The following is a 12,617-nucleotide window of genomic DNA, read 5'->3' as shown; positions in this document are numbered from 1 at the left end:
GTGACGCCGGCACTCGTCCTCGTCCTGGCCCTGGCCCTGCTGGTCGGCGTCTCCCTGGGCCTGCTCGGGGGCGGCGGGTCGATCCTGGCCGTGCCGCTGCTGGTCCACGTCGCCGGGCTGGACGCCAAGGAGGCCATCGCCACCTCCCTGTTCGTCGTCGGCGTCACCTCCGCCGTGGGCGTGATCGGCCACGCCCGCGGCGGACGGGTCCGCCGGCGCACCGGCGCCCTGTTCGGCGCCGCCGGGATGGCCGGCGCCTACACCGGCGGCCTCATCGGCGGACACATCCCCGACACGGTCCTGCTGGCCGCGTTCGCGGTCATGATGATCGCCACCGCCGCCGCCATGCTCCGCGGCCGCCGCACCACCGCCCCCGACCGGCCCCACCGGCGGCTCCCGGTGGGGCGGGTGCTGCTGGACGGCGCGGCCGTCGGCCTGGCCACCGGCCTGGTCGGCGCGGGCGGCGGCTTCCTGGTCGTCCCCGCCCTGGCCCTGCTGGGCGGGCTGCCCATGCCGGTGGCCGTGGGCACCTCGCTGCTGGTCATCGCCATGAAGTCCGCCGCCGGCTTCGCCGGCTACCTCACCACCGTCCCCGTCGACTGGGGTCTGACCCTGGCCGTCACCGGCTTCGCGGTCGCCGGCTCCCTCGCCGGGGCGAAGCTGGCCGGGCGCGTCCCCGCGGCCGTCCTCTCCCGGGCCTTCGCCTGGTTCGTGCTGGCCATGGGCGCCCTCACCCTGCTCCAGCAGGCCCCCGCCGGCCTGCGGCTCCCCGTCGCCGTCGGGCTCGCCTCGCTCGGCGCCGGAGCGGGCCTGTGCTACGGGTTCGTCGACCGCTGCCCCCTGCGACGCGCCGTGCACGGCACGTAGCACCTCCGCATAGCGCCTCCGCGTGGCGCCTTCCGGGTCCCGGCGTGCCGACGTGTCGGCGCGCCGGGGAATGTTCGGCACCGCCCCGGCGTTCCTTACCCCAGGGGGTATCAATCCGGACCTTCGGAAGGAATCGCATGAGCACCGTCGCCCTGACCGCCGCCGACTTCGAGAAGACCGTCACCGGCAACGACATCGTCCTGGTCGACTTCTGGGCGTCCTGGTGCGGGCCGTGCCGGATGTTCGCCCCCGTCTACGAGCGGGCGTCCGAGGCCAACGCCGACATCGTCTTCGGCAAGGTCGACACCGAGGCCGAGCAGGCCCTGGCCGCCGCGGCGAACATCACCTCGATCCCGACGCTGATGGCCTTCCGCGAGGGCCTCCTGGTCTTCGCCCAGCCCGGCGCCCTGCCGCCCCAGGCCCTGGACCAGGTGATCACCGCCGTCCGCGAGCTGGACATGGACGAGGTGCGCGCCTCGATCGCCGCCCAGAAGTCCGGGGAGTGAACCCGGCGGTCCCTCCCGTCGAACCCGGCCGGCCGAAAGGAACCACCGCCATGGTCCAGCTTCCCCCCGAGACGATACGCCCGGCCGCCAACCGGCTCCGGCGCGCCCAGGGCCAGCTCGCCGCCGTGGTGCGCATGCTGGAGGAGGGCCGCGACTGCGAGGACGTCGTCACCCAGCTCGCCGCCGTCAGCCGGGCGCTGGACCGGGCGGGCTTCTCCATCGTCGCCGCCGGCCTCAAGCAGTGCCTGGCCCAGGAGGACGGAGCCGACGGCCTCGACACCCGGAAGATGGAGAAACTCTTCCTCTCCCTCTCCTGACGCCCCTCCCGGCCTCTCGGCTCTTTCCGGTCCCTCGGCTCTTTCCGGTCCTTCCGCTGCCCGGCGGAAGGACCGGAAAGAGCACGGTGTCAGTGCTCCGCCTCCCGGTGCCGCACCACGGCGACGGGGCAGTGCGCGTGGTGGAGGACGGCCTGGCTGACCGACCCCAGCAGCAGGCCGGCGAACCCCCCGCGCCCGCGCGCCCCGACCACCAGCAGCTGCGCGTCCTCGCTGGCCTCGATCAGCGCCGGACGCGTGCGAGCCTGCACCAGGCGGCGGTGCACGGTGACCTCGGGGTACTTCGCCTGCCATCCGGACAGCGCCTCGGCCATCACCCGCTCCTCCTCGTCCCGGAGCATGTCCATGTCGTAGACGAGGGGCAGCGGCTCACCGGGGCCGCCGACGGCCGGCCCGGTCCAGTTGTTCCAGGTGTGGAGGGCCACCAGGCCGGCGCCCCGCAGCGACGCCTCCGCGAACGCGAACTCCACCGCGGCCTCGCCCGCCGGGGAGCCGTCCATTCCGAGCAGGACGTGGCCGGCCGGCTCCGGCCTGCCGCGCACCACCATGACCGGGCAGCGGCCGTGCGCCGACAGGTGGACGGCGGTCGAGCCCAGCAGCAGCCCCGTGAAGCCGCCCAGTCCCCGGCTGCCGACCACGGTCAGCGCGGCGTCGCGCGACCGGCGCTCCAGCACCGTCAGCGGCTCGCCGGTGACGATCTCGCCCTCGACCTCGACCTCCGGCTCGGCGGTGCGCGCGTGCTCCACCGCGTCGGCCACCAGGCGCTCGGCCATGTTGCGCAGCCCGCCATCGGGCGGTCCCGTCGGCGACGGGCCCAGCGGCACGTGCATCGCCGGCCACAGGAAGGCGTGCACCACCCGCAGCCCCACCCCGCGCAGCCGCGCCTCGCGGGCCGCCGCGGCCACCGCGTCCAGACTCGGCTTCGAGCCGTCCACTCCCACCACGACCGGTCCGTTCCTCATCGCTCTCCTCGTTTCCGCGCGGCGCGCGCCGTCCGTTCGTACGCTGTCCTCCGCCTCATCTTCTGCCCCGCCGCGTCCCCGCCACAGGGCCGTTCGGCCCACTTCCGGTCCCCCGCCGGGGGGCGTGCCGGGCACGCTCTTCGCGGTTCCCCGCCGCGTGAACACGCGGCGCGGGGGTGACCTGGGACACACTTCGCCGCGATACTGATCCCCCGGCCGTACGGCCCCGACGGGCGGCCGGCGAGATCGGTGACAGGGCTGCCGGAGCCGCCGAGACCACCCGGAGGTAGTCGTGAGGATGCTGATCAACGTGCCGGAGACGGTGGTGGCGGACGCCCTGCGCGGCATGGCCGCCGCCCATCCGGACCTGGCGGTCGACGTCGAGCACCGGATCGTGGTGCGCCGGGACGCGCCGGTGGCGGACAAGGTGGGTCTGGTCTCCGGGGGCGGTTCGGGGCACGAGCCGCTGCACGGCGGGTTCGTCGGCCCCGGCATGCTGGACGCCGCCTGCGCCGGCGAGGTGTTCACCTCCCCGGTTCCCGACCAGATGGCGCGGGCCGCGGCGGCCGTGGACAGCGGCCGGGGCGTGCTGTTCGTCGTGAAGAACTACACCGGGGACGTGCTGAACTTCGACATGGCCGCCGAACTGGCCGAGGACGAGGGCGTGCAGGTCGCCAAAGTGCTGGTGGACGACGACGTGGCGGTGGACGGCAGCACCCACACCACCGGCCGGCGCGGCACCGGGGCCACGCTGTTCGTGGAGAAGATCGCGGGCGCGGCGGCCGAGGAGGGCGCTCCGCTGGAGCGGGTCGAGGCGATCGCCCGGCAGGTGAACGAGTCCTCCCGCAGTTTCGGCGTCGCGCTGGACGCCCCCACCACCCCGGCCAAGGGCGGCCCCACCTTCGACCTGCCGCCCGGGGAGCTGGAGCTGGGCGTCGGCATCCACGGCGAACCGGGCCGCGAGCGGCGCGGCATGATGACCTCCGGGGAGATCGCCGACTTCGCGGTGGACGCGGTGCTGGAGGACCTGCGCCCCGACGGGCCCGTGCTGGCGCTGGTCAACGGCATGGGCGCCACTCCCCTGCTGGAGCTGTACGGGTTCGCCGCCGAGGTGCACCGGGTGCTGGGGGAGCGCGGGGTGGCCGTGGCCCGTACGCTCGTCGGCGACTACGTCACCTCCCTCGACATGGCGGGCTGCTCGGTGACGCTGTGTCAGGCCGACGAGGAGCTGCTGCGGCTGTGGGACGCGCCGGTGCGCACCCCCGGGCTGCGCTGGGGCATGTGAGGCGGGCGCCCGGGGCAGGCACACCGGAGCAGGGACGACACCGACAGAGGAGACCGTGGTGACCGCCGTACTGGACACCGACTTCTTCCGCCGCTGGATGTCCGCGGTCTCGGCCGCCGTGGACCGGGAGGCGGGGCGGCTGACCGAGCTGGACTCCGCCATCGGCGACGCCGATCACGGCGCCAACATGCGGCGGGGTCTCGCCGCCGCCGTCGCCTCCCTGGAAGAGGAGAGGCCCGCCACTCCCGGGGCCGTGCTCGTCCTCGCCGGGCGCCGGCTGATCTCCACCGTCGGCGGCGCCTCCGGCCCGCTGTACGGGACGCTGCTGCGGCGCGCGGGCAAGGCCCTGGGCGACGCCGGGAGCGTGGACGCCGCACTGCTGCGGGACGCCCTGCGGACGGGGGTGGAGGCCGTGGCGCAGCTGGGGTCGGCGGCGCCGGGCGACAAGACGATGCTGGACGCCCTGTACCCGGCGATCGAGGCGCTGGGCGAGTCGGGCGACGGCTTCGAGGCGGCGCGCCGGGCCGCCGAGGAGGGCGCGGCCGCCACCGTGCCGATGCAGGCCCGCCGGGGGCGGGCGAGTTACCTGGGCGAGCGCAGCATCGGGCACCAGGATCCCGGCGCCACCTCCTCCGCGCTGTTCTTCGCGGCTCTCGCCGAGGCCGCCGGGGACACGGGGGCCGGCGGCGCGGAGGCGTCCGGCGGCACCGGGGAGGCGGCGTGAGCGCGGAGGGTGGCGAGGAGGCGCTGGTCGGCGTCGTCCTGGTCTCGCACAGCAGGCAGGTGGCCGAGTCCGTCGCCCACATGGCCCGCGGTCTGGCCGCCGGCGGCCCCGCGGTGCCGGTGGCTCCGGCCGGGGGCACCGGGGAGGGCGGTCTGGGCACCAGTTCGGACCTGATCATCGACGCGGCCCGCCGGGTGGACCGGGGCGCGGGCGTCGCGGTGCTGGCCGACCTGGGCAGCTCGGTGCTGACCGTGCGGACGCTGCTCGCCGAGGGCGATCTGCCCGAGCGCGCCCGGCTGGTGGACGCGCCGTTCGTGGAGGGGGCGGTCGCGGCCGTGGTCACCGCCTCCACCGGGGCGGACCTGGACGCGGTGGCGGCGGCCGCGGCGGAGGCGTACGAGTACCGCAAGGCGTGAGCGCGGGACGGGCCCGTCCCGCGCGGCCCCGGCGGGCGGGCGGACACCGGGTACCGGATAATGCCCGCATGCGGATCTCGGCGAGAGCGGACTATGCGGTGCGGGCCCTGCTGGAACTGGCCGCGGCGGGGGACGAGAGTCCGGTCAAGGCCGAGGCGATCGCCGACGCGCAGGGCATTCCGCACAAGTTCCTCGAGGGCATCCTGACCGACCTGCGCCGCGGCAGACTCGTGGTCAGCCGGCGCGGCGGCAGCGGCGGTTACCGGCTGGCCGCGCCCGCGGAGACCATCACCATCGCCGACGTGATCCGCGTGGTGGAGGGTCCGCTGGTCTCGGTGCGGGGCGCGCGTCCGCCGGAGCTGTCCTACACCGGTCCCGCGGAGGCCCTGCTGCCGCTGTGGATCGCGCTGCGCGCCAACGTCCGCAAGGTCCTGGACGAGGTCACGCTGGCCGATGTGGCCGCGAACCGGCTGCCGGTCCTGGTGCGCACCCTGGCCGAGGATCCCGGGGCCTGGACGAACCCGTGACATCCGGCCCGTAGGGGTCGCTCCCCCTCTCCCCGCTCCCGTACCGGCCGCCGTCCCGCAGGCCGTCCCACCCGTCGTCCCACAGTCCGGACTCGTCTTGACCCGGCGGGGGGAATGCCGCGACAGTTTTCCCTACAAAATCAGTAGGAAAACTAGGGAAGACGGAAGGGTGGGCGCGGCATGCGAACACTGATCGTGCTGGCGCTGGTCGGCCTGGGGGCCCAACTGGTGGACGGCAGTCTGGGGATGGCCTACGGCGTGACCTCCACCACCCTGCTGCTGGCCGTGGGCACCAATCCCGCGGCCGCCTCGGCCACCGTGCACCTGGCGGAGATCGGCACCACACTGGCCTCCGGCGCGGCGCACTGGCGGTTCGGCAACGTCGACTGGGGCGTCGTGGCGAAGATCGGCATACCCGGTGCGATCGGCGCCTTCGCCGGCGCCACCTTCCTGTCGAAGCTGTCCACCGAGGCGGCCGAGCCCGTGATGGCCCTGGTCCTGCTCACCCTGGGCCTGTACGTCCTGCTGCGGTTCACCCTCGCCGGGCTTCCCGCCGACCGCCTCGGCAAGCCCCTGCGCAAGCGGTTCCTCTCCCCGCTGGGCCTGGTGGCCGGTTTCGTCGACGCCACCGGCGGAGGCGGCTGGGGCCCGGTGGGCACCCCCGCCATCCTGGCCAGCGGCCGGCTGGAGCCCCGCAAGGTGATCGGCTCGATCGACACCAGCGAGTTCCTGGTGGCCGTCGCCGCCAGCCTGGGCTTCCTGACCGGGCTCGGCTCCGCGGGCATCGACGCCTCCTGGGCCGGCGCCCTGCTCGTGGGCGGTCTGATCGCCGCTCCGATCGCCGCGTGGCTGGTCCGTCACGTCCCCCCGCGCATCCTGGGCTCCGCGGTGGGCGGCCTGATCATCGTCACCAACACGCGCACCCTGCTGAACGGCGACTGGATCGGCGCCGGGGACGCCGTGCGGTACCCGGTCTACGCGCTCCTGTACGTGCTGTGGGCCGCCGCCCTCGCCCACTCGATCCGCGAGCACCGCCGCCTGCCCGCCCCCGAGCCCGTCCCCGCCGGCGGGGACACGGTTCCGGCCCAGCGCGGGGAGAAGGGCGGGCAGAAGGAGGGAAGCAGCGAATCGGCCGCCGTCTGAGGAATCCTCCGGAAGACCGCGGAAGGCGGGCGGGATATCGTCAGCGATTCCCACGCCGGAGCGGAGCACCGGACCGGCGCACACACGCCCGGCTCGCCGCACCGCGGCATTTTCCACGCCCCCTGCCGGGATTCTGCGATCCCTTTCAGAAAGACCTCGCTTTCCGCCTCGCCTTTTCCCGCACGACCGACGGGATGACCGAATCCGCGGTCGCGCCGAACAGGCGGACGGAACGACCCATTCCCTCATGCCGCCGCGTCCTGCCTGCACAGAGGCAGGACGCGGCGGCGTTTTCCGTCATCGGAAGACCGGAAGAAAATGTTGACGCCGGCTGTTTTCGCCGCCATTCTTGTCTGCCATGAGGAACGCCGAAATTCTCGTGGCGCGCCTGCACGTCGATCTGCGACGGCATGCCAGCGCGATCTGTGCCGCCGTTCGCTGAGCCGCACAGCCGGCCGTTCCTCCTGCCTTGAGCATCTCCTGCGGATCATGCACCGCCCGGGGCTCCGTGCATATTCTTCGCGGATTCCCCCGATTCCGGCGAGGCGAAGTACGACGATGAATCGCCCTGCCGTTCACCGCGCTCGTCGTACCCGGCAGGAGACACCGGGCACGCGGCGGATCAGCCGACCGCGGCCGGTCGCGCCGAAGATCCCGTCCCGCCCCCTCCGCTTCCTCCCCGTGGAGTGACATCACCCATGAACCCCCTCCTCGCCCTCTCCGGCAGCCCCTCCCCCGTCTCACGCACCGCGCTGCTGGTCGAGCACGCCATCGCCCGGCTCTCGGCCACCGGGTACGACGCCGAGCACCTGGCGATACGCGACCTGCCGGCCGGGGAGCTGCTGGCGGGCCGGACCGAGGCCCCCGAACTGCGCACCGCCGTCGGCCGGGTCACGGCGGCCGACGGACTGATCGTGGCCACGCCGGTGTACAAGGCTTCCTACAGCGGCCTGCTCAAGTCGTTCCTGGACCTGCTTCCACAGGCGGCCCTGTCGGGGAAGACCGTGCTGCCCCTGGTCACCGGCGGCAGCCTCGCGCACGTCCTGGCCATCGACTACGCGCTGCGGCCGGTGCTGGCCGCACTGGACGCCCGCCACGTGGTGAACGGCTGTTTCCTGCTCGACAGCTCCATCGAGCGCCGCCCGGACGGCACGGCCCGCCTCGCCCCCGAGGCGGAACTGCGCCTGTTCGGCGCCGTCGACGCCTTCGTCGACTCCCTCCCCCTCGGCACCGCGGCACTCGACGGCACGGCGTTCGACGGCACGGCGACCTCCCTGCGCTGACGGCGGGAGAACCTCCGCCCCCGGCCGCGAAGCCCGCGGCCGGGGACCGGGCACCGGGCGACGAGGTGCCGCACCACACCCCTTGCCGCGGTCCCGGCCCTCCCGCGGGCGCGGCCGCACCCGGCCGCACCCGCCCATCCCACCCATGAGAAGGATCCGATCACGGTGAACCACACCATCACCGCTCCCGCCCCCGTCCCGACCGGCACGGACGGCACCACCGGCCCCCGCACCCGGGAACGGCTGGTCACCTATGTGGTGCTCGCCCCCGAGACCGCCCAGGTGTCCGAACTGTTCGCACAGGACCTCACCGTCCGGCGCGTGGAGGGACCGCGGGCCGGAACACCGCAACCGCCCCCGGAACCGGCACCGGGACTCCACGTCGACCGCGACCGGTACACGGCCTCGGTCGACGGGCGGCCCCTGGACCTGACCTATCTGGAGTTCGGGCTGCTGGCGCACCTGACGGCCCATCCGCACCGGGTCCACACCCGCGCCCACCTGATGGAGGCGGTGTGGGGCTACGCCCACGTGGGCGACAGCCGCACCATCGACGTCCACGTCGCCAGGCTCCGCCGCAAGCTCGGCCCCGCCCACCGGGACAGCATCGCCACCGTGCGGCGCGTCGGCTACAAGTACGTGCCCGCCGCGAGGGCCGCCTGACGCCGGCCGCCGCTCACGCTCAGCGGCGCGCGGCCGCCGCGTCCGCCGGGACGGCGCTCCAGTCCGGGCGGACGCCCAGGACGTTGCACACGACGATGTAGAGCATGACGGGGTGGGTGTAGGGCACGTCGTCCTCCGGCCAGTGGGTGAGGCACGGCCCGGCGCCCGAGGCGCGGGCGGGGACGAGGGCTCCGGGGGCGTAGCGGGCCGGTTCGGGCCAGACCAGGCCGATGTCGGCCTGGGCGGGCACGATCCACCACCACCGCTCGGCGTCGGCGAACACGCACCCCGTCCGGCGCAGGCCGCGCCTGACGCGCGGCCCGAGGCCGGCGTCCACGCCGACGGCGTCGTAGCCCAGGGGGGCGCGCAGGGGGGACGGCAGCCGGAGGCGCTCGCGGGGGTGCTCTCCCGAGGGGTCCCTGAGCAGGCCTCCCAGGCAGCGCAGTCCGCGGATGAGGGCGCCGCTCGGCGGTGTCAGCACGCCGCACCCGCCGGGGACGGCCGCGTCCGCACCGGCCGGTCGCGGCGCTCGCCCGTGCCCGCGGTGTCCGCCACCGCGCCGGCGGACGGCTCCGGAGCCGCCGGGGCCGCCGCCTCGCCCGCCCCCTTGGACAGGACGGACCACTCCTGCCGTCGCCTGGTCGGCAGGGCGTCTTCCGCCGGCGCGGACGGTCCTGTCGTGTGGGGGAGGCCGGAGCCGGGGAACGCGCAGCGCGCCCGCGACCACAGCGCGGTGAACCGTGTCACACCGGCAACTATGCTGCCGCGGCGGACAGTTGGCAAGGGCCACTCTGAAAAGTGCAGAGTTTCGGGTACAGGGTGTTCGGCTCGCGGACGGCATGGCACACTGCCGGTCATGGCCAGGAGAGATGTCCGGTGAGTGAGCCCCGGTCGGCCCCGACGGTGGGTCAGCTCGTACTGGGGAGGCGGCTCCAGGACCTGCGGGAGAAAGCCGGCCTGAAACGCGACGAGGCCGCGAGGATCCTCCACGTCACCTCCGCCACGATCCGCAGGATGGAGACGGCCGAGGTCGCCCTGAAGATCCCGTACGTGCGTCTGCTGCTGGAGGCGTACGGGGTGGCCGGCCCCGACGTCGAGGCCTTCGCCGCGCTCGCCGAGGAGGCCAACCGGCCCGGCTGGTGGCAGCGGTTCCGCGACGTGCTGCCGGACTGGTTCAGCGTCCACGTCAGTCTGGAGAACTCCGCGGAGGTCATCCGCTCCTACGAGCCGCAGCTCGTACCCGGCCTCCTCCAGACCGAGGAGTACGCGCGGTACGTGCTGCGCACCGGGGCCGTCGGGCGGACCTCCCCGGAGGAGGTCGAGCGGCACGTGGCGCTGCGCATGGAGCGTCAGAAGCTGCTCGACCGCCCCGAGCCCCCGCACCTGTGGGTCCTGGTGGACGAGACCGCGCTGCGCCGCCGCGTCGGCACGCCGGACGTCATGCGGGCCCAGATCGACCGGCTGCTGGACGACAGCGAGCGGCCCAACGTCACCCTGCAGATCACCGAGTTCTCCGCCGGGTTCCACCCCGGCATCCACGGTCCCTTCGTCCTGTTCCGCTTCGGTCTGCCCGAGCTCCCCGACATGGTCTACGTGGAGTACCTGACCGGCGCCGTCTACCTGGACGAGCGCGCGGAGGTGGCCTCCCACCTGGAACTCCTGGACCGCATGTCGGCCCAGGCGGCGACGGCACGACGCACCAGGGAGATCCTCCGGGACCTCCGCAAGGAGTTCTGAGATGGACCGCGCGTACAACGGCATGCCCGCCGGCGGCCTCGGCGCCGAGGGCTGGCTGCGGCCGTGGAGCGGGGGGAACGGCGGCAACTGCGTGGAGGTCAGGAAACTGCCCGGCGGCCGGGTGGCCCTCCGCCAGTCCGCCGAACCCGACGGTCCGGCACTGATCCGCACCCGCGGGGAGATCAGCGCGTTCATCCGGGGCGCCAAGGCCGGGCAGGCGGACTTCCTGCTCTCCTGACGCCTCGGCGTCACAGCACACCCCACCACCGCACCACCGCACCACCGCACCACCGCACCGGAGCGTTCCCCGGCCGTCCGCGGCCGGGGGGCGGAGCAGCCGGCCGTGCGCGGGGCCGGGCGCATACGCCGACGCCGGTGGCCGATTGTCGCCGTACGCCGGGCAGGAGGCGCCGCTCCGGCCCTATTCTGACGGGCAGTCAGATATTCGGAGGGACAAGCGCATGGCCGACGAGATGAGCTGGACCCGGAACCCCCCGGCGGGGGAGCCGGTCGAGATCGACACCTCCGTCCCCAGCATCGCGCGGGTCTACGACGCGATCCTGGGCGGCAAGGACAACTACCCGGTGGACCAGGAGATCGCCGCGCAGGTCGCCGAGGCCTTCCCCGACGGCGGGGAGGGCGCGCGGACCAACCGCAGGCTCCTGGTCCGCGCGGTGCGCCACCTCGCCCGGCAGGGCATCGACCAGTTCCTCGACATCGGCTCCGGCCTGCCCACCGCGCAGAACACCCACCAGGTCGCCCAGGAGGTCAACCCCCGGGCGAGGGTCGTCTACGTCGACAACGACCCGATCGTGCTCGCCCACGGCCGGGCCCTGCTGGAGGACGACGACCGCACCGTCGTGGTCACCGCCGACATCCGCGAGCCCGACGTCCTGCTGAACCACCCGGACGTGACGAGGATGCTGGACCCGGAGCGCCCGGTGGGCCTGATCCTCAACGCCGTGGTCCACCACCTCCTGGACGAGGAGGACCCGGACGGGCTGGTGGAGACCTACAAGAAGTGGCTGCCGCCGGGCGGATACCTGCTGCTGACCCACTTCTGCTCCTCCACCCCCGAGGCCCGCGGCCTGGAGGCGGTGCTGCGCCAGGCCCTGGGCCGGGGACAGCTCCGCAGCATGGCGCGGATCGCCGCCTTCTTCGAGGGACTGGAGATGGTCGAGCCGGGCGTGGTGTACCTGCCGTACTGGCAGCCCGACGAGCCGGTGAAGGCGCCGCTGGACATCGCCGGCCTGCTGGTCGCCGGCGGCCTGGGCCGCAAGCCGCAGGCGTAGCCGGAAAAGCTCCCGCGGCCGTGCGGAGCGCCGAGTCGCACGGCCGCGGGCCCGCCGCTCCCCCGGCCCGCTCCGCGCGGGACCTCACAGGGCGGATGAGTACGGCTACTCAGGCGCCCGCGGGCGCCGTGGACGACGATCTGACCATCACACCCGTCCGGCGTTCGGAGAACGCAGAGGAGCCCCGCCGTGCTCAGCACCGTCGCCCGTACCGTCGTCCCCGCGCTCGGCCGTCTGCGGGTCACCTCCGACCCCGGCGCCGACCTCGCCCCCGGCAGCGTCGTCGCCGCGAACCACACCTCGCTCGTCGACCCCGGCGTCGTCCTGGCCGCCCTCCACCGTCTGGGCGTCGAGCCCGTCGTCCTGGCCACCGCCGGACTGTGGAGGATCCCCGGCCTGCGCCAGGCACTCCTCCGCGACGGACACGTCCCGGTGCACCGCGGCACCGACCGGGCCGCCGCGTCGCTGGAGAGCGCCGCCGCCGCACTCGCGGCAGGACGGGTGGTCCTCATCTACGGCGAGGGCGGCCTGCCGCGCCGCACCGACGCGGGCGAGGCGGAGCCCGGCCCGTTCCGCAGCGGCCTGGCCCGGCTCGCGCTGGCCACGGGCGCCCCGGTGGTCCCGCTCGGGCAGGCCGGATCGCGCCGGATCAGCTCCGGTTCCACCGCCAAGCAGGTCGCCGGGTTCGTCACCGCGCCGCTGCGCCGGCCCGACGTCCACGTCCACGTCGGCGCGCCCGTCCGGCTCTCCGGCGACGTCGTCACGGCCACCGCACGGGCCCGCCGGGCGGTCGTGGACGCCTGGCGGATCGCGGCCCACCGGGCCGGCCACCTTCCCGCGCCGGAGCCCGCCCCGGAGCGGTCCCCGGCGTGAGCGC

The 12,617-nt window shown here is 74.5% G+C and carries 18 protein-coding genes; 15 read left to right on the top strand and 3 right to left on the bottom strand.

Going from position 1 to position 12,617, the window contains the following annotated elements; genetic code table 11:
• The 3 genes from ABD358_RS22130 (at position 1) to ABD358_RS22120 (ending at position 1,690) form a co-directional block, all read left to right on the top strand.
• Entirely contained in the window at positions 1-867 is an 867-nt protein-coding gene (locus ABD358_RS22130) for a sulfite exporter TauE/SafE family protein (protein ID WP_344632859.1), read from the top strand.
• 137 nt (positions 868-1,004) lie between these two features.
• Positions 1,005-1,373, top strand: a complete 369-nt coding sequence (gene trxA, locus ABD358_RS22125; protein WP_344632858.1) for a thioredoxin — start codon at positions 1,005-1,007, stop codon at positions 1,371-1,373.
• A gap of 50 nt (positions 1,374-1,423) precedes the next feature.
• Positions 1,424-1,690 (top strand): metal-sensitive transcriptional regulator, encoded by a 267-nt coding sequence (locus tag ABD358_RS22120; protein ID WP_344632857.1) that lies wholly within the window; start codon positions 1,424-1,426, stop codon positions 1,688-1,690.
• An 89-nt stretch (positions 1,691-1,779) separates the two neighbouring features.
• Here the strand turns inward: ABD358_RS22120 and ABD358_RS22115 are convergent, their stop codons facing one another.
• Positions 1,780-2,670, bottom strand: coding sequence for a universal stress protein (locus ABD358_RS22115; protein WP_344632856.1), 891 nt, complete (start codon positions 2,668-2,670; stop codon positions 1,780-1,782).
• A 292-nt stretch (positions 2,671-2,962) separates the two neighbouring features.
• On the opposite strand from ABD358_RS22115, the gene dhaK reads away from it, so the two are divergent.
• The 8 genes from dhaK (at position 2,963) to ABD358_RS22080 (ending at position 8,711) form a co-directional block, all read left to right on the top strand.
• A complete protein-coding gene (dhaK, locus tag ABD358_RS22110) occupies positions 2,963-3,955 on the top strand; it encodes a dihydroxyacetone kinase subunit DhaK (RefSeq protein WP_344632855.1) in 993 nt (330 codons plus the stop codon).
• 97 nt (positions 3,956-4,052) lie between these two features.
• Positions 4,053-4,679 carry a dihydroxyacetone kinase subunit DhaL gene (gene dhaL, locus ABD358_RS22105; RefSeq protein WP_344632896.1) on the top strand — a complete coding sequence of 209 codons (627 nt, stop codon included), beginning with the start codon at positions 4,053-4,055 and terminating at the stop codon, positions 4,677-4,679.
• Positions 4,676-5,095, top strand: coding sequence for a dihydroxyacetone kinase phosphoryl donor subunit DhaM (dhaM, locus tag ABD358_RS22100; RefSeq protein WP_344632854.1), 420 nt, complete (start codon positions 4,676-4,678; stop codon positions 5,093-5,095). The genes dhaL and dhaM overlap by 4 nt, the downstream gene beginning before the upstream one ends.
• Positions 5,096-5,163: 68 nt before the next feature.
• Positions 5,164-5,622 (top strand): RrF2 family transcriptional regulator, encoded by a 459-nt coding sequence (locus ABD358_RS22095; protein ID WP_344632853.1) that lies wholly within the window; start codon positions 5,164-5,166, stop codon positions 5,620-5,622.
• Between the two features lie 180 nt (positions 5,623-5,802).
• Positions 5,803-6,765, top strand: a complete 963-nt coding sequence (locus tag ABD358_RS22090; protein ID WP_344632852.1) for a sulfite exporter TauE/SafE family protein — start codon at positions 5,803-5,805, stop codon at positions 6,763-6,765.
• Between the two features lie 358 nt (positions 6,766-7,123).
• Positions 7,124-7,207: a putative leader peptide gene (locus ABD358_RS28475; protein WP_425576389.1), complete on the top strand. Its 84-nt coding sequence runs from the start codon at positions 7,124-7,126 to the stop codon at positions 7,205-7,207.
• A gap of 256 nt (positions 7,208-7,463) precedes the next feature.
• On the top strand, positions 7,464-8,048 hold the full coding sequence (ssuE, locus tag ABD358_RS22085; protein WP_344632851.1) for an NADPH-dependent FMN reductase: 585 nt from the start codon (positions 7,464-7,466) through the stop codon (positions 8,046-8,048).
• 165 nt (positions 8,049-8,213) lie between these two features.
• Positions 8,214-8,711: a winged helix-turn-helix domain-containing protein gene (locus tag ABD358_RS22080; protein ID WP_344632850.1), complete on the top strand. Its 498-nt coding sequence runs from the start codon at positions 8,214-8,216 to the stop codon at positions 8,709-8,711.
• Positions 8,712-8,730: 19 nt separating this feature from the next.
• Here ABD358_RS22080 and ABD358_RS22075 read toward each other — a convergent pair whose 3' ends face one another.
• Positions 8,731-9,192, bottom strand: a complete 462-nt coding sequence (locus ABD358_RS22075; protein WP_344632849.1) for a hypothetical protein — start codon at positions 9,190-9,192, stop codon at positions 8,731-8,733.
• Positions 9,186-9,458, bottom strand: a complete 273-nt coding sequence (locus ABD358_RS22070; RefSeq protein WP_344632848.1) for a hypothetical protein — start codon at positions 9,456-9,458, stop codon at positions 9,186-9,188. Before ABD358_RS22070 ends, ABD358_RS22075 begins: the two co-directional genes overlap by 7 nt.
• A 129-nt stretch (positions 9,459-9,587) precedes the next feature.
• On the opposite strand from ABD358_RS22070, the gene ABD358_RS22065 reads away from it, so the two are divergent.
• The 4 genes from ABD358_RS22065 (at position 9,588) to ABD358_RS22050 (ending at position 12,613) form a co-directional block, all read left to right on the top strand.
• On the top strand, positions 9,588-10,448 hold the full coding sequence (locus ABD358_RS22065) for a helix-turn-helix domain-containing protein (protein WP_344632847.1): 861 nt from the start codon (positions 9,588-9,590) through the stop codon (positions 10,446-10,448).
• Position 10,449: 1 nt separating this feature from the next.
• Positions 10,450-10,686 carry a DUF397 domain-containing protein gene (locus tag ABD358_RS22060; RefSeq protein ID WP_344632846.1) on the top strand — a complete coding sequence of 79 codons (237 nt, stop codon included), beginning with the start codon at positions 10,450-10,452 and terminating at the stop codon, positions 10,684-10,686.
• A gap of 223 nt (positions 10,687-10,909) precedes the next feature.
• On the top strand, positions 10,910-11,740 hold the full coding sequence (locus ABD358_RS22055) for an SAM-dependent methyltransferase (protein WP_344632845.1): 831 nt from the start codon (positions 10,910-10,912) through the stop codon (positions 11,738-11,740).
• A 189-nt stretch (positions 11,741-11,929) separates the two neighbouring features.
• The gene (locus tag ABD358_RS22050) at positions 11,930-12,613 is read left to right on the top strand and encodes a lysophospholipid acyltransferase family protein (RefSeq protein WP_344632844.1); all 684 of its coding nucleotides are present in this window, start codon (positions 11,930-11,932) and stop codon (positions 12,611-12,613) included.
• Positions 12,614-12,617 lie beyond the last annotated feature (4 nt).

Source organism: Streptomyces glaucosporus, assembly GCF_039533345.1.
Lineage (GTDB): Bacteria > Actinomycetota > Actinomycetes > Streptomycetales > Streptomycetaceae > Streptomyces > Streptomyces glaucosporus.
Note: the sequence above shows the minus strand (reverse complement) of the source record. Positions and strands in the feature narration are given on the sequence as shown.

Excerpts from the sequence above, each read along its gene's own strand:
- trxA (WP_344632858.1), top strand. The coding sequence starts at position 1,005 with ATGAGCACCGTCGCCCTGACCGCCGCCGACTTCGAGAAGACCGTCACC.
- ABD358_RS22120 (WP_344632857.1), top strand. The coding sequence starts at position 1,424 with ATGGTCCAGCTTCCCCCCGAGACGATACGCCCGGCCGCCAACCGGCTC.
- ABD358_RS22115 (WP_344632856.1), bottom strand. The coding sequence starts at position 2,670 with ATGAGGAACGGACCGGTCGTGGTGGGAGTGGACGGCTCGAAGCCGAGT.
- dhaL (WP_344632896.1), top strand. The coding sequence starts at position 4,053 with ATGTCCGCGGTCTCGGCCGCCGTGGACCGGGAGGCGGGGCGGCTGACC.
- ABD358_RS22095 (WP_344632853.1), top strand. The coding sequence starts at position 5,164 with ATGCGGATCTCGGCGAGAGCGGACTATGCGGTGCGGGCCCTGCTGGAA.
- ABD358_RS22090 (WP_344632852.1), top strand. The coding sequence starts at position 5,803 with ATGCGAACACTGATCGTGCTGGCGCTGGTCGGCCTGGGGGCCCAACTG.
- ABD358_RS28475 (WP_425576389.1), top strand. The coding sequence starts at position 7,124 with ATGAGGAACGCCGAAATTCTCGTGGCGCGCCTGCACGTCGATCTGCGA.
- ssuE (WP_344632851.1), top strand. The coding sequence starts at position 7,464 with ATGAACCCCCTCCTCGCCCTCTCCGGCAGCCCCTCCCCCGTCTCACGC.
- ABD358_RS22060 (WP_344632846.1), top strand. The coding sequence starts at position 10,450 with ATGGACCGCGCGTACAACGGCATGCCCGCCGGCGGCCTCGGCGCCGAG.
- ABD358_RS22055 (WP_344632845.1), top strand. The coding sequence starts at position 10,910 with ATGGCCGACGAGATGAGCTGGACCCGGAACCCCCCGGCGGGGGAGCCG.